This is a genomic window from Shewanella sp. SM71, from assembly GCF_025653905.1.
Lineage (GTDB): Bacteria > Pseudomonadota > Gammaproteobacteria > Enterobacterales > Shewanellaceae > Shewanella > Shewanella oncorhynchi.
Window position 1 is genome coordinate 52,372 of sequence record NZ_JAKKRW010000009.1, and the last position, 23,734, is coordinate 76,105.

At 46.8% G+C, this 23,734-nt stretch carries 21 protein-coding genes; 10 read left to right on the plus strand and 11 right to left on the minus strand.

All coding sequences use genetic code 11. The features are described 5' to 3' along the window. Positions 1–365: 365 nt before the first annotated feature. From pheS to lpxM, 4 genes are all read left to right on the plus strand, one after another. Positions 366–1,349: a phenylalanine--tRNA ligase subunit alpha gene (gene pheS, locus L5L97_RS10715; RefSeq protein ID WP_006081368.1), complete on the plus strand. Its 984-nt coding sequence runs from the start codon at positions 366–368 to the stop codon at positions 1,347–1,349. A 15-nt stretch (positions 1,350–1,364) separates the two neighbouring features. Continuing rightward, positions 1,365–3,752 (plus strand): phenylalanine--tRNA ligase subunit beta, encoded by a 2,388-nt coding sequence (pheT, locus tag L5L97_RS10720; protein WP_263178594.1) that lies wholly within the window; start codon positions 1,365–1,367, stop codon positions 3,750–3,752. Positions 3,753–3,755: 3 nt separating this feature from the next. After that, the gene (ihfA, locus tag L5L97_RS10725; protein ID WP_006081370.1) at positions 3,756–4,052 is read left to right on the plus strand and encodes an integration host factor subunit alpha; all 297 of its coding nucleotides are present in this window, start codon (positions 3,756–3,758) and stop codon (positions 4,050–4,052) included. 104 nt (positions 4,053–4,156) lie between these two features. Then, positions 4,157–5,095 carry a lauroyl-Kdo(2)-lipid IV(A) myristoyltransferase gene (gene lpxM / locus L5L97_RS10730; RefSeq protein WP_263181844.1) on the plus strand — a complete coding sequence of 313 codons (939 nt, stop codon included), beginning with the start codon at positions 4,157–4,159 and terminating at the stop codon, positions 5,093–5,095. A 153-nt stretch (positions 5,096–5,248) separates the two neighbouring features. On the opposite strand, the gene hypA is transcribed toward lpxM, so the two are convergent. The 11 genes from hypA to hyaA all read right to left on the minus strand — a co-directional run bounded on the left by hypA (position 5,249) and on the right by hyaA (position 17,577). Then, positions 5,249–5,602 carry a hydrogenase maturation nickel metallochaperone HypA gene (gene hypA / locus L5L97_RS10735; protein ID WP_028760186.1) on the minus strand — a complete coding sequence of 118 codons (354 nt, stop codon included), beginning with the start codon at positions 5,600–5,602 and terminating at the stop codon, positions 5,249–5,251. Next, positions 5,602–6,618, minus strand: coding sequence for a hydrogenase expression/formation protein HypE (gene hypE / locus L5L97_RS10740; protein ID WP_113939524.1), 1,017 nt, complete (start codon positions 6,616–6,618; stop codon positions 5,602–5,604). Before hypE ends, hypA begins: the two co-directional genes overlap by 1 nt. Continuing rightward, positions 6,611–7,750 carry a hydrogenase formation protein HypD gene (gene hypD, locus L5L97_RS10745; protein ID WP_263181845.1) on the minus strand — a complete coding sequence of 380 codons (1,140 nt, stop codon included), beginning with the start codon at positions 7,748–7,750 and terminating at the stop codon, positions 6,611–6,613. Before hypD ends, hypE begins: the two co-directional genes overlap by 8 nt. A gap of 62 nt (positions 7,751–7,812) precedes the next feature. Next, on the minus strand, positions 7,813–8,058 hold the full coding sequence (locus L5L97_RS10750; RefSeq protein ID WP_113939526.1) for a HypC/HybG/HupF family hydrogenase formation chaperone: 246 nt from the start codon (positions 8,056–8,058) through the stop codon (positions 7,813–7,815). Continuing rightward, positions 8,058–8,855, minus strand: coding sequence for a hydrogenase nickel incorporation protein HypB (hypB, locus tag L5L97_RS10755; protein ID WP_113939527.1), 798 nt, complete (start codon positions 8,853–8,855; stop codon positions 8,058–8,060). Before hypB ends, L5L97_RS10750 begins: the two co-directional genes overlap by 1 nt. A 187-nt stretch (positions 8,856–9,042) precedes the next feature. Beyond that, entirely contained in the window at positions 9,043–11,562 is a 2,520-nt protein-coding gene (hypF, locus tag L5L97_RS10760; protein ID WP_411568957.1) for a carbamoyltransferase HypF, read from the minus strand. Then, positions 11,555–13,471: a NiFe hydrogenase gene (locus L5L97_RS10765; RefSeq protein ID WP_263138292.1), complete on the minus strand. Its 1,917-nt coding sequence runs from the start codon at positions 13,469–13,471 to the stop codon at positions 11,555–11,557. The genes hypF and L5L97_RS10765 overlap by 8 nt, the downstream gene beginning before the upstream one ends. Positions 13,472–13,474: 3 nt before the next feature. Further along, the gene (locus L5L97_RS10770; RefSeq protein WP_028760179.1) at positions 13,475–14,032 is read right to left on the minus strand and encodes a HyaD/HybD family hydrogenase maturation endopeptidase; all 558 of its coding nucleotides are present in this window, start codon (positions 14,030–14,032) and stop codon (positions 13,475–13,477) included. Between the two features lie 7 nt (positions 14,033–14,039). Then, positions 14,040–14,714, minus strand: a complete 675-nt coding sequence (gene cybH, locus L5L97_RS10775; RefSeq protein WP_028760178.1) for a Ni/Fe-hydrogenase, b-type cytochrome subunit — start codon at positions 14,712–14,714, stop codon at positions 14,040–14,042. 19 nt (positions 14,715–14,733) lie between these two features. Continuing rightward, on the minus strand, positions 14,734–16,437 hold the full coding sequence (hyaB, locus tag L5L97_RS10780; protein WP_028760177.1) for a nickel-dependent hydrogenase large subunit: 1,704 nt from the start codon (positions 16,435–16,437) through the stop codon (positions 14,734–14,736). Between the two features lie 3 nt (positions 16,438–16,440). Next, complete coding sequence (gene hyaA / locus L5L97_RS10785; RefSeq protein WP_028760176.1) at positions 16,441–17,577, minus strand: nickel-dependent hydrogenase small subunit; 1,137 nt, start codon at positions 17,575–17,577, stop codon at positions 16,441–16,443. Positions 17,578–17,961: 384 nt separating this feature from the next. On the opposite strand from hyaA, the gene L5L97_RS10790 reads away from it, so the two are divergent. The 6 genes from L5L97_RS10790 to L5L97_RS10815 all read left to right on the plus strand — a co-directional run bounded on the left by L5L97_RS10790 (position 17,962) and on the right by L5L97_RS10815 (position 23,336). Beyond that, positions 17,962–18,429 carry a TlpA disulfide reductase family protein gene (locus tag L5L97_RS10790; protein WP_028760175.1) on the plus strand — a complete coding sequence of 156 codons (468 nt, stop codon included), beginning with the start codon at positions 17,962–17,964 and terminating at the stop codon, positions 18,427–18,429. A gap of 3 nt (positions 18,430–18,432) precedes the next feature. Further along, positions 18,433–18,651 (plus strand): DUF4266 domain-containing protein, encoded by a 219-nt coding sequence (locus L5L97_RS10795; protein ID WP_028760174.1) that lies wholly within the window; start codon positions 18,433–18,435, stop codon positions 18,649–18,651. Positions 18,652–18,815: 164 nt separating this feature from the next. Beyond that, the gene (locus tag L5L97_RS10800) at positions 18,816–20,135 is read left to right on the plus strand and encodes a DUF3570 domain-containing protein (RefSeq protein WP_263138296.1); all 1,320 of its coding nucleotides are present in this window, start codon (positions 18,816–18,818) and stop codon (positions 20,133–20,135) included. A gap of 130 nt (positions 20,136–20,265) precedes the next feature. Continuing rightward, on the plus strand, positions 20,266–21,174 hold the full coding sequence (locus tag L5L97_RS10805; RefSeq protein ID WP_263181847.1) for an FAD:protein FMN transferase: 909 nt from the start codon (positions 20,266–20,268) through the stop codon (positions 21,172–21,174). A 20-nt stretch (positions 21,175–21,194) separates the two neighbouring features. After that, complete coding sequence (locus L5L97_RS10810) at positions 21,195–21,854, plus strand: response regulator transcription factor (protein ID WP_028760171.1); 660 nt, start codon at positions 21,195–21,197, stop codon at positions 21,852–21,854. Between the two features lie 84 nt (positions 21,855–21,938). Then, positions 21,939–23,336: an ATP-binding protein gene (locus tag L5L97_RS10815; protein WP_173245233.1), complete on the plus strand. Its 1,398-nt coding sequence runs from the start codon at positions 21,939–21,941 to the stop codon at positions 23,334–23,336. The last annotated feature ends 398 nt before the right edge of the window (positions 23,337–23,734 follow it).

Genomic DNA, 23,734 nt, shown 5'->3' on the forward strand with positions numbered 1-23,734 from the left:
AATTGCAGTCGTTATAGTGTTGTTTGCTGCAATTTTGGCAAGGTACAGGTGTGAGCTTACAGTTTAGTTACAAATGCTGCTAGTGGCTGAAAGCGGAAGTTGTTTACGTCAGAATTGAGGTTTGGGTTTCCCCTTGAGCAAAACTCAGGCTCTGAACTGGGGTAACACATGAATTTGCATGATAAAAACCCCCAATAAGCCCTAGTAATATGCCGCTCGCTCGCGTAAAATTTCTATCCTTTTATTTCGTTATAGCTAGCAAAGCGTCTGGCATTAACGCCCGATAACCTGAGCACCCAAATAGCCTGAAAGTTTGGCGCCCATAGCACTTGTTTATCAAGCGCGACTATGCAGTGGAAGAGAAAATGCAGCAGTTAACTGAGATCGTAGAACAAGCCTTAGTCATTATTGACCAGGCCAGTGATCTAAAAGCACTGGATGATATCCGTGTCGATTACCTTGGTAAGAAGGGTAAGATCACCGACATGATGAAAATGATGGGTAGCTTAAGCCCTGAAGAAAAGCCAGCCTTTGGCCAAGCGGTCAATGATGCTAAACAGGCTATTCAACAAAAATTAACTGAGCGCATCGATGGTCTGAAGAGTTCGGAATTGGAAGCCAAATTAATCGCTGAAAAGATTGATGTGACTTTGCCAGGCCGCACCCAAGAGATCGGTGGCTTACATCCTGTGACTCGAACCATTGAGCGTATCGAAACCTTTTTCGGGGAATTAGGGTTCTCGGTAAAGCAGGGGCCTGAAATTGAAGATGATTTCCACAATTTCGATGCACTGAATATCTCTGAGCACCACCCAGCGCGTGCTGATCATGATACCTTTTATTTCAATCCTAAACTGATGCTGCGTACCCAAACTTCGGGCGTGCAAATCCGTACTATGGAAACTGAAAAGCCACCATTACGGATTATTTCTCCGGGCCGTGTGTATCGTAACGACTACGACCAAACTCACACACCTATGTTCCACCAAGTGGAAGGGTTGTTGGTTGATGAGCATGTGAACTTTGCCGAATTGAAAGGCATTTTGCATGACTTCCTGCGTAACTTCTTCGAAGAAGATCTGCAAGTGCGTTTCCGTCCATCTTACTTCCCATTCACTGAACCTTCAGCGGAAGTGGACGTGATGGGCAAAAATGGTAAATGGCTAGAAGTGCTTGGCTGCGGTATGGTACATCCGAATGTGCTGCGCAGCGTTGGCATAGATCCAGAAAAATACTCTGGTTTTGCTTTTGGTATGGGTGTCGAGCGCTTAACTATGTTGCGTTACGGCGTAAACGATTTACGTGCGTTTTTTGAAAACGACCTACGTTTCCTGAAGCAATTTAAATAACGGAGCTGTAATAGCATGAAATTTAGCGAATCTTGGCTTCGTGAATGGGTAAACCCTTCAGTCAGCCGTGAAGCATTATCCCACCAGATCACTATGGCCGGTCTCGAAGTCGATGACGTTGAAGCCGTAGCTGCCGATTTTAGCGGTGTCGTGATTGGTGAAGTGGTTGAGTGTGGTCAGCATCCCGATGCCGATAAACTGCGCGTGACCAAAATCAACGTTGGTGGTAGCGAACTTATCGATATCGTCTGCGGTGCACCAAACTGCCGTCAGGGTCTTAAAGTGGCCGTGGCTATGGTTGGCGCCGTATTACCTGGCGATTTCAAAATCAAGAAAGCCAAGCTGCGTGGCATGCCATCAGAAGGTATGTTGTGTTCATACAGCGAGCTTGGCATCAACGTCGAAAGTGATGGCATCATCGAATTGCCATTGGACGCGCCGCTTGGCACTGATATCCGTGATTATCTGCAACTTAATGATGCCGTTATCGATGTGGATTTAACGGCTAACCGTGCCGATTGCTTAGGTATGGCAGGTCTTGCCCGTGAAGTGGGCGTGTTAAACCGCCAAACAGTGGTTGAGCCACAGTGGCAAGCCGTCACGCCAACGACAGATGCACAGGTCACGATTAACGTTAACGCGCCTGCAGCGTGTCCACGTTACTTAGGCCGTGTGGTTAAAAACGTTAATGTGAAAGCGCCTACGCCATTATGGATGCAGGAAAAACTGCGCCGTAGCGGTATTCGCTCTATCGATCCTATCGTAGACATCACTAACTTTGTGTTGATTGAATTCGGTCAACCTATGCACGCTTTCGATCTGGCCAAATTAACAGGCGATATCCAAGTGCGTTTAGGCACTGGCGAAGAGAAAATCACTCTGCTTGATGGCAGCGAAGTCACAATTCCATGCGATACCTTAGTGATCGCCGATGATGTGCGTCCATTAGCCCTTGCAGGCGTGTTTGGCGGCGAATATTCAGGCGTGAGCGACACGACCCAAGACATACTGCTTGAATGTGCGTTCTTCGCGCCGCTTGCCATTATGGGTAAGTCACGTCGTTTAGGTTTGCACACAGACTCATCACACCGCTTTGAGCGTGGCGTTGACCCTGAGATGCAGCACAAGGTTATCGACCGTGCTACGCGTTTAGTACTGGATATCTGTGGCGGTGAAGCTGGCCCTGTAGTTGAGGCTAAATCAGAGGCTGATTTACCCAAACCTGCACAAATCGTTTTACGTCGTAGCAAGTTAGATCGAATTTTAGGTCACCATGTACCTGATAGCGATGTCGTTGAAATCCTACAACGTTTAGGTTTTAGCGTCGTTGTTGGCCAAGATAGTTGGCAGGTCACTACCGCGACTTATCGTTTTGATATGGCGATTGAAGAAGATTTGATCGAAGAAGTGGCCCGTATTTACGGTTATAACAATATCCCGAATACGGCGCCTGTTGCTGCGCTGCGTATGTCAGATCATAAAGAATCTGACTTAAGCCTAAAACGCGTGCGTGCCTTATTGGTCGCTCGTGGTTTCCAAGAAGCGGTAACCTACAGCTTTGTCGATCCAAAACTGCAAAATCTGGTTCATCCTGGTTTAGACGCTATGGTGTTACCAAACCCAATTTCCAGTGAAATGTCGGCTATGCGCCTGTCAATGTTCACTGGTTTATTGGCCGCCGTTGGCTACAACCAAAGTCGTCAACAGAGTCGCGTGAGACTTTTTGAAACTGGCCTGCGCTTTGTTCCTGATATCAATGCAGAATCCGGTGTAAGACAGCAAGCAATGCTCGCTTGTGTCATTACTGGGCTCCAAAATGATGAACATTGGGCTATGGAATCGAAAACTGTTGATTTTTTCGACCTTAAAGGTGATTTAGAAGCAATTATCGGCTTGACAGTTTCCGCATCAGAATTTAGCTTTAGAGGAGCGACGCATTCTGCTCTCCATCCGGGGCAATGTGCTGAAATATTGAGAAATGATCGAGTGATCGGTCATATAGGTGCAATCCATCCTAGTTTGGAGAAGCCTTTTGGACTCAATGGTAAAACCATCGTTTTTGAGTTGGAATTGGATGCTTTATTGCATACCAGTTTGCCGCTAGCCCAAGCTGTATCTAAGTTTCCAGCTAATCGTCGTGACATCGCAGTCGTAGTAGATGAGAGTGTATCTGCAGGTGATGTAATGAAATTGATAAGAAAAGTTGGCGAAAATCAGTTGGTTGGCATAAACTTGTTCGATGTATACTTAGGTAAAGGTGTTGAACCTGGCAAGAAGAGCCTGGCGATAGCACTTACATTACAAGACACTACTCGTACGCTTGAGGAAAAAGAGATTGCTGAGACCGTTGGTTCAGTCGTTTCTGCCCTTAAGTCCGAGTTCAACGCATCGTTGAGGGATTAAAGTATGGCACTTACCAAAGCCGAAATGGCAGAACATCTTTTTGAAACACTCGGAATGAACAAACGTGTCGCCAAAGAGATGGTTGAGTCGTTCTTTGAAGAGATTCGGGGCGCACTTGAAAGTGGTGAGCAGGTCAAGTTATCTGGCTTTGGCAACTTTGACCTTAGGGACAAGAATCAAAGACCGGGAAGGAACCCAAAAACAGGCGAAGATATCCCAATTTCTGCTCGTCGTGTCGTGACTTTCCGTCCCGGCCAAAAGCTGAAAACTCGTGTAGAAGCAGCAAACACGGGTAAGTAATTTCGTTTGTTTGATGGGAAAGCCACTCCTTAGAGAGTGGCTTTCCTGTTTATTTTTTCGTGCAATATCTCCATTGTTTTTATCCACTGTCTGAGGTGAATTCTTTGTCAAGACAGCCCAAACATTTTGACCGTCGTTTTAAACTCGCCTTATTACACCCTAGATACTGGGCCACTTGGTTAGTGATTGGTCTATTAGTGATTTTCGGACTCATGCCCGCATGGCTGCGTGATCCTATTGCAAGATTATTGGCAAAAATAGTGATGCCAATTGCCAAAAAGCCCATTAGCGTTGCCAGAGCCAACTTAAGGGCGTGCTTTCCAGAACAATCCACCGCCGAGATTGAAGTGTTAATCCGTGAGAACGTGCAAAACTTCGTTTTGGTGTTGTTAGCACAGGGCGAATTGCTGGTGCGCTCAAAAGCGCATTTGCGTCGTCGAGTGAATTTAATCGGCTTTGAGCATGTGACTAAAGCGCAGGCTGCTGGGCAACCGATCATTTTTATCATGCCCCATGTGTGGCCAATCGATTATGCTGGTTTACGCCTTAACCTTGAGTTGCCTATGGTGACTATGGCCAAAGCCCATAAAAACGGGTTATTCAATTGGTTTAGTAATCGTGTACGCAGCAGTTGTGGTGGCCATGTGTATATGCGCGAGGCGGGCATTCGGGCGTTATTGGCTGAGCTTAAGCGCGGTAACAGTTTCTTTTATCTTCCCGATGAAGACTTAGGTCCTGAACAAAGCGTGTTTGCGCCTTTTTTAGGCACAGTGAAGGCAACGCTACCTGTTGTTGGGCGTTTAGCGCAGGCGGGTAATGCCCAAGTGCTGCCAGTAAAGATTGGCTACAACCAAGCGACACGCCAATTTGATCTCACTGTGATGACGGCCGTTGCGTCCGAAGACATGGTCGGCAAAGAAAACGAAGCGTTGGCACTGAACAAAGTGGTCGAGCAAGTTATCTTAGCTTACCCAGAGCAGTATATGTGGTTCCTGCGGTTGCTCAAGACGCGCCCAGAGGGTGAAGTTTCTATCTACAACTGATGTAGCGTGACTGAAATAGTGTGGTTTAAAATGGCTTTGAGCGCTGATTGCTCGAAGCCATTTTTGTGTTGAAGAGCGTTCTTTATTGAGCATTCTTTATTTATAGAGCGTTTTATCAATAGCGCTGTCGTTAGCCATGCGTATCGTGGATGATTAATCCTCGTTCTGTTCCATCTCAAGTTGCATCAGTAACATATCTTCGCCATCGAGTACGCGAGTACGAAAGCTTTGACACGCAGGGCAGACGACCGTGCGCTCACTCAGTACGGATTCAGTCTGGCAGTCTTGGCAAAGTATCACTAGCGGCTGAATTTGCATATTGAGTAGGGCTTCTTTGCAAATCCCATCGAGCTTAAAGGTATCGAAGGCCGTTTGTAGCAGGCTAGGTTCAACCCCGCTCATGACGCCTAGTTTGATATCCACTCGGGTGATTTTATCGGCATGATTGGCCAGCGCGTGCTGTTCGCATTGCTCAATCAGGGCACTCACAATCGAATATTCGTGCATCAGCAAATCCTTGGCAGCAGTTCACCTTGGGGAAGATCGAGATAACGCTTAGTATTCCAAGGCGTTCTTAGTACGACTTTCCCCACTAAATCTTCACTCACAGTGCCGATTATCGCTGCATGCTCACAGCGCCCAAAGCGTTGCATGATCTCGAGCGCACCTAAGGCGATGTCGTTGGGAACGGCGAGAATGAAAGTGCCTTCGTTGGCAAGATCCATGGCTTCGAAACCATAGAGCTCGCACAGACCTTTGACTTCATCGCTAACGGGAATACTGGCTTCATTCACTGTGATGCCAACATTGGAGGCAATGGCCCATTCGTTAAGTACAGCCGATAAGCCACCGCGAGTCGCATCGCGCATCGCATGAATGGGAATATTGGCGGCGATCAATTGCTCGACTATCGGCCAGAGCGTCGCGCAGTCACTTTGCAATGCTGATTCGAGCGTGAGTCCTTCACGTGCCATTAAAATCGCTGCACCGTGGCAACCAATATCACGGGAGACAATAATGGCATCGCCCACGGTGACATTCGCCGCGGAAATATTGGGACGCAAGATGCGACCAATGCCTGAGGTATTAATAAATAAACCATCGGCGCACCCCTTGGGTACGACTTTAGTGTCGCCGCAGACTATCCGTGCACCACTGTGTTTTAATTCTTTCGCCATACTGCGGACAATCGTCGTTAAATCCTTGATAGAAAAGCCTTCTTCGATGATCACACTACAACTCAAATACTGAGGTTCTGCGCCCATCATAGCGAGATCGTTGACTGTGCCTGCGATGGCAAGCTTGCCGATATCACCACCGGCAAAAAATAAAGGGGATACGGTGAAAGAGTCTGTGGTAAAGGCGTTGGCACCGTGCAAATCGAGTTTGGCAGCGTCTTCTTCGCTGCGAAGGATTGGGTTATCAAACTCGGCAAAAAACAGATCACGGATCAGTTTATTCATTTCTTTGCCGCCACCGCCGTGGCTGAGTTGAATGGATTTATCTTTAAGCGTATCAGCCATGATGTGGCTCCTTGATATCGATACCTTGATAGCGGTAATAGGCATTGCAGGCACCTTCGGAGCTGACCATGCAACTGCCTAAGGGCGTTTCGGGATTGCAGCCGCGGCCAAAAACTTTACAGTCCTTTGGTTTAGCAAGCCCACGAAGTATATCGCCGCACTGGCAGGCTTTATGATCGTCAATTTCCTTCACAGGTAGGCGGTCTTTAAAGCGCAGTTCGGCGTCTCTGTGGGCATATTCGGGTTTAAGCTGCAGCGCTGAATTGGGGATTGGGCCTAGGCCACGCCAGCGAAATTGCGGTCTGACATTGAAGAATTGATTTACTTTGGCCTGCGCCGTGAGGTTGCCGTCCTCCGATACTGCGCGGCTGTATTGGATATCGAGCTCAGCTTTACCTGCGGCTTTTTGGCGCACAATCCGTAAAATCGACTCCATCACATCGACGGGCTCAAATCCTGCGACAACCACGGGCGTGCCATAGTTTTCGACTGTGCTGCGATAGATTTTTGCGCCGCTGATCACGCTCACATGGGCGGGGCCGATAAAGGCGTTCACTCTGGCTTTTGGGTCGTGCATTACGGCATCAATTGCGGGTGGCACTAATACATGATTGATATGAAACAGTAGATTTTCGAGTTTTTCTTGTTCGGCCAGTTGTAACAAAATTGCTGTCATTGGAGTTGACGTTTCAAAGCCAATGGCGAAGAACACTACGGTTTTATCGGGATTGTCGCGGGCAATTTTGAGCGTATCTAAGGGATCGTAAATTGGGCGAATATCGCAGCCCTTGGCCCTAAAACTGGCTAAAGAGCCTTGAGAACCGGGCACGCGGATCATATCGCCCAGCGTCACAAGAATAACATTTTCTTGGGAGGCAAGCGCCGCGGCTTGGTCGATGCGCTCTTTAGGCATAATGCACACTGGACAACCTGGACCGTGGATAAACTCAATATTATCAGGCAGTAAATCCAGTAAGCCGTATTTCATAATAGTGTGAGTATGACCGCCACAGACTTCCATGATATTGATTGGTTGCTTAACTAATTTAGCGGTTAACTGAATATCCCGCGCTAAATTGGCAATCGTTTGGGGATCGCGAAAGCCTTGATAGAGGTGTTTTAGTTCAAGCATGCTCTTTCCTCGGTGCACTCGATAGGGGTGCGCCTTGCGACTTAATCCTGCACTACTGATGGTCAGTGTATGGCTTCGTTTTCGAGTTTAGTGACGATTTCTTTGTATAGTTCAATGCTTTGCTGCGCATCTTCCTTATCAATTTTGTTCATCACAAAACCAATATGGATCAACACATAGTCACCAATCTCCAGTGGTTCATTCATTAAATGACTGCTGACATCGCGGCGCACGCCTAAGGTATCGACGGTGACACTCTGGCGCTCAATATCGACCGCCACCACTTGGGAAGGTATGGACAAGCACATTATTGTGCACCTCGAATATTGTCTTTAAGCCAAGCGGCTACAGCCTGCATGGAGTCGCCATCTTTAATTGAGACTTCAATAATTTGAGTTGCTGGATTGAGTTTTTTAAGCTGCGCTCTGGCTTCGTCCATCTTGAAATCAAAATAGGGCAGTAGATCGCACTTTGTGATAAAAACTACATCGGCGCGGCGGAACATCACAGGATATTTCTCAATCTTATCATCGCCTTCTGGCACTGATAGCAGCACGATATTTTTGTGAGTGCCCACATCATAACTGGCTGGGCAGACGAGATTACCGACGTTTTCGACAAAGCAAATATCGAGTCCTTCAAGCGGCAGATGATGTAGGGCACCGTGCACCATAAAGGCGTCGAGGTGACAGGCGCTGCCCGTTTGAATTTGATAGGCCTTAATGCCTTTAGCGATTAAGCGGTCGGCATCGCGGGAGGTTTCTAAGTCGCCCTCGATCACCGCATAGTTGAGCTTAGTGTATTCTTTGAGATTTTCTAATAGGGTGGTTTTGCCACTGCCCGGGCTACTCATGATGTTGAAGGCAGTAATGTTATGTGCCTCAAAGTGGGCGCGGTTATGTCCAGCTTCGACATCATTTTTATCTAAAATTTTGTGGATGACTGACAAGGTTTTTTTATCGTTTAACTGAGGATTTGTGTGTAACTCTTGATGGCTATGCTCATGAGTATGTGAATGGTCATGATTATGCTCATGGCTATGGGCATGCGCGCCTAGATGATCATGGTCGTGGCGGGTAAGGGAGCAGCCGCAGTCTTTACACATTTTACCTCTCCTTGTATCGGCAGAGTACGAGGACTTTGCCTGACAAATAATGATTGATGTACGAATCGTTAATTTGGTTACGCTAATGTTGAGTGTGATACAAATTGCGCTACGGATCTTTGATGTTCGTCAGGTTTATGGGGATAAAAATGGCGAGCGAACATCAGGGGTTATCAAATAAGTCAGGTTATTGACTCTGATGAATGCCATACCAAAGTTGGCCTAGGGCGATGCCGCCATCATTGATGGGTATCTGTTTACTGGATAACACTTTATTTCCTTGGGCGCTGAGCTTGCTCAGGCAGTATTCCAATAGATATTTATTTTGAAATACGCCACCGCAGAGCACGGTTGGGAGGTGTTGATACTGGGCAGCATAATCACAGATAGCATCACCTAAGGTGTGTAAAAAGGCGCGGGCGATGGCATAGCATCTATTGTCTGTTAGCGGTTGTGCTGTAATCAATTCAACAATTTGCTTGAACATCTCACTGCTTCGCCACTGGTCGATGTCAAGAGGTAAGTTAAGCGAAATGACTTCAAGGGCTAATGCATCGGCGCGATTGGCCGCGGCTTCTATTGCCATGCCCGCTTGGCCTTCAAACAGTGTTGTTTCGATTAAGCCTAAGGCGCAGGCGAGGGCATCGAACAGTCGCCCGACAGAGGAGGTTTTTATCGCGCTGCCGTTCTGCCAGATCTTATGTAAGTTAGTCAGAGTGTTTGGGCGCATGTTGTTTAATATAGGTAATTGCAATGCGAGCACAGCATCGAGGCTCATTTGCTCGAACAATAATGCCAGTAACAACCTCACGGGTTGCTTAATGGCTTGCTCGCTGCCTAGCAGGGCTATAGGCTCAAAGTGCACCAGTCGCTGCGCTTTATCGAGCGTAGTTAATAGCACTTCACCGCCCCATAAACTGCCATCGTCGCCAAGCCCAGTACCGTCAAAACTAAAGCCCAATACGGGATCTCGATATTGGTTAACTGCCATTACGCTGAGCACATGGGCATGGTGGTGTTGCACCGATAAACATTGATTTTGACGGGTATCGCTGAGTTTTACACTCGAGTTTGAGTGCATTTCAGCCCAGCGTGAAGGGGCATAATCTGGGTGTTTATCGCAAATAATAAGATTTGGCGTAAAGTGATACAACCGAGCAAAAGTGGCTAAGGTGCGCTCAAAATACTGCTCGGCGCTGACACTGAACAGGTCGCCAATATGGGGACTTAAAAACACATTATTGCCAAAGCCTAAGGCAATGGCATTTTTTTGTTGTGCGCCCACGGCCAAAATTGATTGGGTCAGCGGTATCTCTAAGGGGAAACTTAACGGTGCATAGCCGCGGGCGAGGCGCAATACTTGCACCTCTGCGGAGGAATCCAGTTGCGGCTGGATCACTTGCACCACACTGTCATCACAGCCATTAACTATCGGCCGATTATGATCGACTATCGCATCCACCACATGGCTTAAGTGACTAATAAGCTCATCACAATCAGTGATGATAGGTTCACCGGAAACATTGGCGCTGGTTGCAACTAATGGCCCTTTGAAGAGACCTAATAGCAAATGATGTAGCGGTGTATAGGGTAAAAATACCCCGAGTTTATTCAGATTGGGGGCGACAGCTAAGCTGAGATCATGTTCGGCTCGGCTGCTCATCAGCACTATGGGCCTTTCCTGCGAACTCAGTACTCGCCACTCGGCATCCGTCCCTGTGACATAGTGCTGCGCCATGGTGATATCCGCCATCATCACCGCTAGCGGCTTGGCTTGGCGCTGTTTTCGCAGCCGGAGTGCGTTGACGGCATTGTCACTTCGGGCATCACAGATTAAGTGAAATCCACCCAATCCTTTAATTGCCAGAATCTGCCCTTGGCGTAATCTGTCAGCCGCAGCTGTCAGTACCGCAAGGTCCGTACTCAATTCAGGTGCGCTGATATTTGAGGCACTGGGAAGGATGTATTCCCCTTGCGGTGTTTTTAAACTGAGTCTGGGGCCACAGGCGGGGCAACTCACGGGCTGGGCATGGTAGCGGCGTTCGAGTGGGTTTTGATATTCTTTGGCGCACTCGGGACACATGTCAAAATCGGCCATGGCGGTGTTGTGTCTATCATAGGGTAAAGCATTGATAATCGTGTATCGAGGGCCACAGTTAGTGCAGTTGGTAAAGGCATAGCCAAAGTGGCGAACATCAGGATTATGCATGTCGTTCAAGCAATCTTGGCAGGTACTTTTATCTGCCGATACCGCCACCAGTGCACCTATCGGTGAACTTGGGTCATCGTCCTCATGGCTGTCGCTTTTTATAATCTCAAACGTGGTTTCGCTTAATAAAATCGGCAGTGGTATTTGGCTGATATTGTCGATACGGGCGAGTGGCGGTGGAGTGGTATTGAGTACAGTGATAAAGCGAGTGAGGTTTTCATCATTACCTTGCAGCTCAATGGTCACGCCCTTGGCATTGTTGAGCACAGTGCCCGTCAGTTGAAACTCAAGGGCATAACGATAGACAAAGGGGCGAAATCCCACCCCTTGTACTATGCCAGTGACGTGCAACTGACAGCGTTTTAACGTGGCTCCCTTGTGGACAAGGTATTCCAATGCCAGCCTTCGTTTTATCTGCAGGTCACTGTGCTTTTTGTGACGACTATTGTGCCTATGTGGCTTCATACGTTGTGACTTAACTTTTGGCCTCCTAATCATGGGCATTCAGTTGGCGCTGCTTAACGTAAAGTGCCCCAACGGCTAAGTTATCGCCGTCTAAATCTAGGCTGCGATTGATCACCAATGGAAAGTTTTTGCCTAAGCGTAAGCTGATGCGTTTGCACAGGGTTTCATTGATTAATTCATTGCCCGCTAAGGCTATATTGTGCACGCCGATATTTAAATCGATATGCTCGATCCAGTTAGATAAATAGTCCGCCAGCGAGTCTTGCATTGCAAAGGCGAGCTGACTCGGATCGTCATTACCCGCAATACGAAAACTTAAGACAGTGCCTAAGGTTTTACACCAATTTAGGCTGCGGTGGGCTTCACCTTTGGTCAGCGGATAATCGATACGCGGTGCATTGGCACCGTGGTAGCGCATGGCAGCGGCCATGAGTGCATCGCTGAGCCTTGCTTGGCTTTGAGTATCTTCTTGTGTATTAAGGCCAATTAATATGGCAGCAATCGCCCACAGGCTTTGTAAGTTGTCCCGTCTGCCGTGAAGCTTTAGGCTTAAAAGTTTTAGGTAATCTTCGGGGAACAGGCTCTTAAATTTTTGCGCTACGGCTTTTTGCGGACTGCTGTCCAGTTGATGGAAGATTTCGTAACCGTTATCGGGCAGCTCGGGCAAGGCAAAGAAAAGTTCAGTGTCGCCCTTATTATCGCAGGTGACAATTTGACTGGCGTGGGTATGGCTTAAGTAAATGACCGCAGCATTTTTTGCCTGTTTATGACTGGTAAACTTACCGTTGAGCAGCGCACTGAATAGCGCTGCGTCTGCAAGGGTGTGATTTTCTGTGTTGACTGTATTTTGATTATTATCGCTTAGCATACTGGTGCAATGAATATCACTGTCTTCACTTGACGGTACTTGAGTCAATACTGACACACTCAGTTCGCCTTGGTGCGATCGTGAACGTTTCGCCGCTTGCCATTGGGCTTGATAGCCGTGAAAACTGACTTTTTCCCTTAAGGGTTCTGGAGCGATAAAGTGCTTGGTTTGAACCTGTGTTGAGCTTAAATCGTGACTGGCGATTTGTGCCCAAGCACCATCGACCCACGCTAGCTTCGGCCTATTATGCGGCCCTTTAATGTAAACCCAATCGACCCCTTTTTGTCGTAATACTTCCCCGAGCACTAAGATTACTCGGCTGTAGGCAAAGCAAATGTCGTACAGTGGCGCACTGAGTTTGTCGTGTTCTTGCGTGGGTCTCGCGCAGATAAGTGGCTTTTCAATACTCGAAAGCGCGAGCACCTGCGCATCGTTCAGACAAAAATGGGCGTTCAGCGTATTGGGATTACAAATTAACAGTTGTGGCCGCTCGCTTAAGGGCTGCTCAAACGGTGTCAGGCTGATTTGCAGATTATCGGCGGCCGCTAATGTCAGTGGGCCTTGTGTCAGCAGTCCCTGTGCCATGGCTTTAATATCTGACAAGGTTAACGCTTTTTGTGCGGACGTTAATTGTGTTTCGCCCTTGCAGCAAGGGCAAATTAAATCGAGTGTGCCAAACTTAGCCGACTGATTATCGCCAATCAACGGATAACAATGCTGGCAAAAAGGCACTATGGCAGGGCTTGATCCAGACTGTGGAAAGGGCAGTAAGGTTTTACTGCCTTGGGGCTCGTCGATGACTTTAATGCTAGAGTCAATCAACCAAGCGGAAATCAAAAAGTCCGCGGCAATGGCATCGGCCAATTGTTCTAGTTGGTTTTGCTCGCCCTGAGCTTCAATAAAATAGCTTTGAGGGCCAAAGTCATGTTGGCCAGCACTATATTGACCTGAGCTATGTTGACCATCACAGCCTATGCTGATATTTAGTTCATCATAATTTAGGTATTGATTACATAAATGCGCGTACAGAGGCACCTGACGTGAGCAGGTAAAATCAAATCTGATGTTTTTCATCTTCTATATACTTTCACCAGTAGTAACGCCACGTTTATAAGAGTCAGGGATCAGCGAGTCAATACTATGCTCGGCAACACGCGTCGCAGTGAACCCAAGGGAGGCTAAGTGGGATAACAAGCTTGATTCCATTAAAGGTACCGCGGCGGCGACTTTAGGGGTCAAGCCTAGCACCATAGGTTCGAGCACGGTTGGGGTGACGCCCAGCACGAAGGTCTTAGGTCTGTCGCCAACCATTTCCATCATATTGAGGGTTTGCAGCATTTCGACTTCATGGGCGCTGCCTTGCCAGTCGATTTCCTTTGGCGCTTTATCAAAATCGAAGAAGTAGACTTCGCCCGCTTCTACGCCATTGGCGTTAACAGTATCGACCACGATTAAATAATCGTATTGGCAAATAATAGGGATAAGTCCCTGAGCCAAGGTGCCGCCATCGAGCAGCTTTAGCTGGTGGGACTCGTGGGTAAACTGATAATTATCAGCTATATAATTGACAAAATGTACGCCGATGCCTTCATCGGCGTACAGGACATTGCCAATACCGAGTAGCAATATCTTCATTGGACTCCTAGTGGTGTGAGTCTGGCTTTGGGTAGTCATAGCCAGAGACAATCGAGTCAACTGAGTTATGTTTGAAGCGTATCCCTGACCAAACCGCCATATAGACGTGGATAACCACAAAGATAACAAATGCCCAAGTGAGGTAGTGATGCCAAATCCTAACTTGTGCTAGCCCACCCATTTGTGCCGTGATCCAAGCGGCGCTGCCCCAAAGCATGCCACCTAAACCTTGGTGATACACATTGGCATACAACACCAGACCTGTTATACATATCACAAGAGCGACCAGTGAGATTGCTACATAAGTCACAAATTGCAGCGGTCCATAGACACCGGCTTTATGTAAGTGCCCCATCCATAAGTAAGATTTCAGCTGAGTGATCCAGCTTTTTACGCTCATGACATCGCGAAATGAGCGCCGCTCAATGTCGCTTCGGCTGAAAAAATACAGGTAGAAGCGCACTAAAGTGATTGCGGTTAGTACAAAACCGCAAATCAGATGAGCGAAGCGGATCCAGCCTTGTACGAGTACGTCCGTACTTTCAGGCGCCACAAGAAACGGCCAAGCAATATAGAATCCGGTGATCACTAGCACCAGAATTGATAGTGCCCTGAGCCAGTGGAAAATCCGTATTGCCGGACTAAAAATCAGTGTCCGAATGCGGGTTGCAGAATGGTTCATTTTGCGTTCCCTCCCTCGATTATTGACCATTGGGACTGACACGGAACTCGCTCAATGCTTGGCCTTTGAAATCCATTACGTGTACAGAACACGCCATGCAAGGGTCAAATGAGTGAATAATACGTATCACCTCAAGGGGCTTAGTAGGATCTTCCAGTTTCAAGCCAATTAAAGAGGCTTCATAGGGACCCATTTTACCGTTGGCATCCACTGGACCTGCGTTCCAGGTAGTTGGTACGACGGCTTGATAGTTCTCAATCACTCCATTTTTAATGCGGATCCAGTGGCTTAACATGCCGCGTGGCGCCTCGATCATAGCGTGACCTACATACTCTTTATTTGGATCAATATTGGGTTTTACATAGGTAGATTCATCGGACTGGATATTCGTCAGCAGCGCATCAAAGGTTTTTAACCCTTCTTGGGCGACGATGACTGTCTGCAACATACGGGCTGCAGTGCGACCTAAAGTGGTAAATAGAGCCGCTACGGGTAGACCTGTGCGAGCGAGCAGGCCATTGACCGAATCCACGACCACCTTGTTACCGCGGGCATAACTCACCAATAGGCAGGCGAGTGGACCCACTTCGACAGGCTCACCTTGATAGCGGGGAGATTTCACCCATGAGTATTTGCCATCACCATCCAGTGTTGGCAATTTGCCGTAGACAGTGTCGCGTTCAACAAAACCCGTGTAATTAGGAATCGTTGTACCGTCATAGGGATGTTGCGGTGCATCGGCGCTATACCAAGCGTGGCTGACGTCTTCGGCAATCAGATCTGGATTCACATCACTGACGCCAGCAAGGTCGCCATTCATGATCACGCCTTGATTAAACATGTATTCGCCATTGGCTAACACAAAGTCATCGGTCGCCATGAAGTTTTTCACGTTTACGCCGCCCAACACGCTAGGCTCAGTACCAAAGGCTTCGGCTGCCATCACGATATCTGCTTGATAGGCACGCAGAATAAAGTCAGTTACTGTCGCATGTTTTTGCTTCCATTCCTGTAGGCGAGCAGGGCTGAGCATGTCGCGCACCGAAGTTACACCACCGACAACAACGGATTGTGGATGTGGTGATTTACCACCAAATATGGCTAGCATTTCTGCCGCAACACGTTGTACTTCAAGCGCTTTAAGGTAGTGAGATAGCGCGATAAGGTTTTGCTCTGGGGTAAATTTATAGGTGCCGTTGCCCCAATAAGCGTTGGCAAATGGACCTAATTTTCCCGTTTCGACAAAGCCTTTAACTCTTTCTTGTACCGCTTTTAAATCACCTTCACCCGCCGCTATGGGATGGTCTGTGTATTTCAGGGCAACTTGTGCCGCTTTAGCAGGATCGGCGCTCAGTGCAGAAACCACATCAACCCAATCTAAGCCGTGTAGATGGTAAAAATGGACAATATGGTCGTGCATGTATAAAGAGGTTTGCATTAATGAACGTAAGTATCTTGCGTTCAATGGAATTTGAATTCCTAACGCATTTTCAACCGCTTCAGTACCGCAGCGGTAGTGGGAATAGGTACATACGCCACAGATACGTTGCACAATAAGGCCAACATCCATAGGCGTGCGGCCTTTGAGAATGACTTCAATACCGCGCCAAAGTGTGGAGGATGACCAAGCCTTGTTGATGACGTTATTTTCATCAACTTCGACTTCGATACGTAAGTGACCCTCGATACGTGTGATAGGGTCGATAACAACGCGCTTGCTCATGGGTTATTCCTCCAGCGGTTTGGCAAAAATACTGGCAACGGCATGGGCTCCAATGCCCACCACAGTCGCGCCTAAAATCACCGCACCAATAGTATCTGCGGTCGCATCCAATCCATGGAGGAGTTGACGGCCAAGGGGTTTTTCAAAGTCAGCCATATCGTCCCAGAAGTTAGGTTCTGAGCAACCCATACAACCGTGTCCAGCGAGTACTGGCCAGCTAGTGTGATGGTTAAAGCGCTCGGTTGGGCAGTTGTTGTAGGTGTAAGGACCTTTACAACCGACTTTATAAAGGCAGTAGCCTTCTTTCGCACCGTGATCGCCAAATTCTTCAACGAATTCACCAGCATCGAAGCGGCCGCGGCGTTCACAGTTATCGTGTACCCGTGCGCCGTAAGCCCATTTAGGTCTATTAAACATATCCAGCGCAGGTAATTTTCCGAACATGATGAAGTACATCAAAGTGCCGACTATGTTCTTTTCACTCGGTGGGCAACCGCCTAAGTTAATCACGGGTTTACTGACCACTTCATGCACGCCTTTAGCCCCCGTTGGGTTTGGATAAGCGGCTTGCACCCCACCAAACGCCGCACAAGTGCCGACAGAGATAATCGCGGCGGCGCCTTCAGCAGCATGCTTGATGATTTCTAACCCTGTGTGGCCTTTACAACCCACAGTTAAGAAACTGCCGTTATTTGCAGTCGGAATCGCCCCTTCAACGGCCAGTAAATAGCGGCCCTTGTAAGTTTCGAGTGCATGTTCGAGGTTCTCTTCAGCTTGCCAACCCGCTGCAGCCATTAAGGTTTCGTGATATTCCAAGGAAATATGATCGAAAATCAGTGAGTCTAGATTGGGGGTATCGGTACGAATTAAAGATTCGGAGCAGCCAGTACATTCGGCCATATGTAACCAGATTAAGGGTACACGATCGGCTAATTCGGCAGCTTCGGCCACTAAGTTACTAAAGGGGAGTGGTAATGCGAGCATGCTCGTCACCATGGCACTCCACTTCATAAAATCACGGCGACTAATGCCGTGCTGTTGCATTTTCTCAATCAGCGATTGTTGTTGACGGGGAGCGAATTGGCGTAACGCATCTAAGCGCGCCTTTCCCTGTTCATATAGGGCTGCATGTGTGTCCATGGGTCAACCTTTTTTGTTATTTAAATGTAAATTGGTAAGGGTTTACATAATTGACAGTGTCAGTTTAGGCCGTTGGAGTGTAAAGATTATTGATGTATATCAAGAATTTTTAAGAGATGTGACCGAACTGATTTTGACATTTAATTAACATGACACAGATCTAATTTCACTTTTCCTAATGGGACAAAATGTCTCACATTTGCCATTTTGGATGAAATCGGTCACTTAATCAGCACTCATGTGATTAAGGTGATGCTGGTAACTATGGTTCATTCGCGTGGTGAGTCTGGGCGAGTAGGTTAATTAAACTTATATAAGCTTGTTTAAGAAAACCTTAAGATTCAGTTAATAGATTCGAACGTAATCGTTAATGCGGAATATGCTATGAAGAAAATATTATTGTTACTCAGTTTATTGGCCGCAGGCGTACAAGCCGCGCCATCGCTGGACTATCAAGTGTTTAACGCGCAAAACCAAGCCGTTTCCCTGAGTGAGTTTAAAGGCAAAGTCGTCTATGTCGATTTTTGGGCATCCTGGTGTGGCCCTTGCCGTAAATCGTTTCCTTGGATGAATGAAATACAAAAAAAGTATCAAGATCAGGGATTAGCTGTCGTGGCAATCAACCTAGATACAGATAACGAGTTAGCCCAGGAATTCTTAAAACAAGTCCCTGCCAATTTTTCAGTGCGTTTTAACCCCGAAGGTGATGTCGCTCGCAGTTTCGATTTGCTGGGCATGCCGAGCAGTTTTATGTTCAATCGTCAAGGTCAGTTAGTACAGCATCATGTTGGCTTTTATGCCGATAAAACCGCTGAATACGAGCAAGAGCTCGTCAATTTACTGAAGGAGTAATTTATGCTTAAACCCGCATTAGTCGCAGTAACGCTCATCATAGGTTTGAGTGGATGTTCAAGTTTAGGAGTGCAGCCGTGGGAGAAAGGCCAGTTGGCCCGCAGCGATATGGCGCTCGACAGTGAGAAGCTCGACCTTGCACTCGATGATCATATTTATTTTAGTAAAGAAGGCAGTAGCGGCGGTCGTGCATTTGCCGGTGGTGGATGTGGCTGTAACTAAACTCTCCGTTGGTGTTATTTGCCCTTAGATGTAACGAATAAATGTAACGCACAGATGTAATGAACAGACGTACTAAAACAAATGTGACGAGCAGATGTTCTAAAATCTGGGGCGAAATCCCGCGGTATTGAATAGATGGAAATGACCTACAGGTGTTGTCAGCTATGACCCAAAAAAAGAACCAAATAAATACAAGACAATCGAAGCAGATAGCGGGTGCTCTCGCATTAGCCAGTTGTGGACTGTTTGCTACAAGTGGCCATGCGACTGAATTATCTAAAAAAGCTGACGACTGGAAGATCGATGCTGCGTTAATGTATTACGGTGAGCAAGATAGAGTACAAGCCATCGAAGCTATAGGCACAGCGCAAAAAGCCTTTGGCGATGACAGTGTGCTGGATCTCAAACTCGTGGTTGACAGCCTAACGGGTCCTTCAGCATCGGGCGCTGTGGCCCAAAGTACCAGCCAAACGTTTACTCGACCATCTGGTAATGGTCAATATCATGTTTCAGCGGGGGAAACGCCGTTAGATGACACCTTTCACGATACTCGTGTACAAGCCAATGTCGGTTGGAGTGAAGTGCTGACACCTGATTGGAAACTCAATGTTGGCGCATATGGCTCGAAAGAGTTTGATTATATGTCAATGGGCATCAATGCCGGAATTGAGCGAGGGTTTAATAAAGACAACACCACTTTATTTTTAGGTACGGCTTATAGTTTCGATGTGGTTGACCCCGTTGGCGGTCGTCCGGTGGATTTATCTTCGATGGTCATTCGCGATAACTTCACCAGTGAGGAAGCTTATCGAAGCGCATTCGATGCGACTCGTCAAGGTGGCAGTGATAATAAGCAGACCGCGGATGTGATGTTAGGTATCACCCAAGTGCTTAGTCAGCGCTGGTTGTTGCAGGCCAATTACGGCTTGTCGAGTGTGAATGGCTATTTAACTGATCCCTACAAGGTGCTCAGTGTGGTGGATAACAACGGCATTACTCAGGATTTATTGTATGAGAGCCGCCCCGATTCGCGCTTGAAGCACAGTTTTTACGTGATGACCAAAGGCGCATTAGATGCGGGTGTGGTGGATTTTTCCTATCGTTATAATACCGATGACTGGGACCTCACATCACATACCTTAGAAACCCATTATCGGTATTACTTTACCGGCAACTTCTATGGACAATTACATCTGCGCTATTACCAACAAACTGCGGCTAACTTCTATCAACCTTTCTTGATGGCTGATACGCCACTGCCAGAGTTTGCCAGTGCCGATTATCGTATCGGTGATATGTCGGCTTATACGATTGGGGTTAAATTTGGCCATAGATTATCGGGCGGTCATGAAATGTCGTATCGCTTAGAGTATTACCAACAGGATCCGAAAAATAACGGCGCTACGATTCCTGGAGATCTGCAAAATTTCGATCTATTTCCGACTCAGAAGGCAATTACAGCACAGTTTAGTTATTCTTTTTAATACGAAATAATGCTACTGGCTCAGATAGCAAGGCGTTAAACTGTATGGGTAGCTTAGCTACCCATACTCAATTTACCCCTGAACTTATTCAATCGCAATCCCAGTGGGATGCCATGTGAAGAGGTGATTTATGATGTCGACATCGTCCCTAAAGACCGCACCTTATTCGTTGCAGCGCAGTGATTGGGGTTATGTGGGTGAATTTAGGGCCATGGCGAGTCCCTGTGAAATACTCATTGGGTGCGATCAATTTGATATTGCAGACGATATGTTGGATATGGCTGTCACTGAGGCGCTGCGTATCGAACATAAGTACAGTCGCTTTATCGCGCAGAATTGTCTGTGGCAATTAAACCATGCCAATGGTCATAAGCAGCTTATCGATGAAGAAACCTGGCAGTTATTGGCTTTTGCTAAACAATGTTTTCAGCTCAGTGATGGACTCTTTGATATTTCTGCTGGGCCGTTAATGGAACTGTGGCGCTTTGATCCCAAAGCCCAATTGCCCGAACATGGCCGCATACTTGCCGCGAAAGCCTTAGTGGGATTTGAGCGCATCGAGTTTGATTCGCGCCATATTGAGATGCCAACAGGAATGAAATTGGATTTTGGTGGTATCGCAAAAGAATATGCGGTCGACAGAGTCGCCTATGAGTTAGCCGAATGTTATCCAGACATTCCAGTGTTAGTGAATTTTGGCGGTGATATCGCTTGTCCCGTGTCCAAAGTGACGCCATGGCAAGTGGGAATTGAAGATCCACGACACCTTGACCACGCTGCGAGTGTACTGGCGATTAGTCAGGGTGCATTAGCGACCAGTGGCGATACGCGGCGCTTTTTTGAAGTCGATGGAAAGCGTTACGGCCATATTGTTGACCCACGCACTGGCTATCCCGTTATCCATGCGCCGCGCTCTGTGACTGTGTTAGGGCCAAACTGCGTGACTGCAGGTATGCTCGCCACTATGGCTATGCTGCAGGGGCGAGACGCGGAAGATTTTTTACAGCAACAAGGTGTTAAGTTCAGTATTTTCCGTTAGGGCTCAGTTAAGGACATTGAATGCGTATTATGTTGGTTGAAGACAATGAGTTATTAGCCCAAGGGATTTGCTTGAGTTTGGCAAAGCTGGGCATGCAAGTTGATCACCTTAATAGTTATCAGCAAGCCTTGCTGGGGGTTAAAAATGAAAGCTTCAGTGCCATAGTGCTCGATCTGGGATTGCCTGACGGTAATGGTAAAGAGTTGCTTAAAGCTTGGCGCCAGCAGGGAGTGTCAATTCCCACAATAGTTCTGACCGCGAATACGGATTTTGACACTAAGCTCGAATGTTTAGACATGGGCGCCGATGATTATCTCGGTAAACCTTTTGATGTGCGTGAATTAGCCGCGCGCATTCGTGCTATCGTCAGGCGTCAGTATGGGCTCGATCACAACAGTTTGATTATTGGTGCTTTGTGTATCGATTTAAATACCCGTGAAGTGACCTTTCGCGATCAAAATGTGCTGCTTTCACGGCGTGAATTTCAATTACTGCTCGAACTCGCTCAGTCGGCAGGGCGTGTATTGACCCGCAGCCAGTTAGAACAGTTAACCTATGGCTGGGATGAGGTCGGCAGTAATTCAATAGAAGTGCATATCCACCATCTGCGCAAAAAACTTGCCAATGAATTAATCAAAACCGTGCGTGGAATTGGCTATACCTTGATTGAAATAAATTAATTTGAAGAGTTAAGTGACAAGCTCCACGTTTGTGGGTACTGATAATGCAGTGATGACTTGAAGCATAGTCGTTAGGAAAAAGAAGTGATTCGATTAAAGGGGCTAGATGTGTATTCACTGCGTTTGGTACTGACATTATTAATTTTGTCAGGTATTTCAGTATCCGTCGCTGTATCTAGCTGGTTGAGTACTCGGGATTCTAAGCATCAAATCGAAGAACTCTTCGATGCGCAAATGCTCCAAACCGCTAAAATGTTGGAGTTGTTCTATCATACTGAGCCCAATGCAACAGCTCAGGATCTCGTCATACCCCAAGTGCTCCACGTTCCCGATAGCCAAATCAGTTCCTTTGCCGAAAAGGCCGATGCGCTGAAACTGGCCTATGAGCATAAATTGGCGTTTCAAATCTGGAGTGAGGCGGGTGAAGCCTTAGTTTTATCGGATAATATTGGTCATCAACCTATCAGTCGATTCGTACAGGGTTATCATAAGAAAGTGTTCGAAGGAGAACTCTGGCATGTGTTCAGTTTTTTTTCGGTTAAAAATCATGTTTGGATTGTCACTGCTCAACAGGATGAAGTACGCCAAGAGCTCGTATCGCAAATCATGCATAACGCCGTGATCGTGCCTTTAATGGTAGTGCCTTTAACATTAATTATTGTTAGCTTCTTGTTTTATCTCTTGTTTCGGCCATTAAAAACCTTTGAAAGAGAATTAATTGGACGTGCGCCCAACGATTTGACCCCGTTGACTATGTCATTGCCTAAAGAATTAGTCCCTGTTCGGCGCGCATTGAACTTATATATCAATAGTATCGCGCGATTTATCGCCCGTGAGCGTCGTTTTAGCGCCGATGCGGCCCATGAGCTTAAAACGCCATTATCTGTGATTAAATTACATCAACATGGCTTAGAGAGTCTGATTGATGATGATCCGCAGCAGAAATTCCATTTAGCTGCGATAGATGCTGGCGTAGTGCACATGAGTCATACCGTTGAACAATTACTCGTATTAGCAAGGGTGGACTCGATTAATGAGCTTAATGTGTCATCCCACGCCATTTTGCCTATGGTCGAAGATGCGCTTAATCAATTAATGCCACAAATCACAGATTATGAATGGAATATCGATATCGCATCCAATCTAACGGTGACCTGTGATCGTTTTTATTTGCTACTTGTACTGAAGAATATTATCGAAAATGCCTGTAAATACAGTCCACAGGAATCGGAAATTTCAGTGTCGGCCCATGCTTTGGATGATGAAATCTGTATTTGTGTCGCGGATCGAGGCCAAGGCATGACAGAGCCGCAGATTGCCAATGCGACAGAACGTTTTTATCGTGTGAATGAAAATGAAGGCATAGGCGCGGGATTAGGTTTGTCTATCTGCTATCACATCATAGAATTGCACCAAGGTCGTTTAGTGATTGCGCCTAGGGATCAAGGTGGATTATCTGTGACACTTTTTTTGCCAAAATAGTTCAGGCAATGAAATGTTAAAATAGATCCGCAGTTTAAGTGACATCAGCTCAGTTGTTTTGATACATTTAAGCGGGTAAAATTTTGAATTTTCCTGCTGTCTTAGTGTTAATCCTTAGGCTTACCAACGGATTGATTCGCTTATTGTGATATTTCATCTAAGATCATCAACACTTAGTTGAGGCGTAAAAAGGCTCATTTTACTTTCAATAATGTAGCATTTGGATCACTTAATTTGTTTTTGTAACTTTGAAAACAGAAATAAGCATGATAATGTTATTTTAATATTCATTTTTGGTATAAGCTTATTCTCAAATAGTATTGTGTAGAAGGGGTTAACTGCATCTTTATTTATGAGTTTTTTTCTCCTTCTGATATCTTTCGCGATATGTAAGCAAC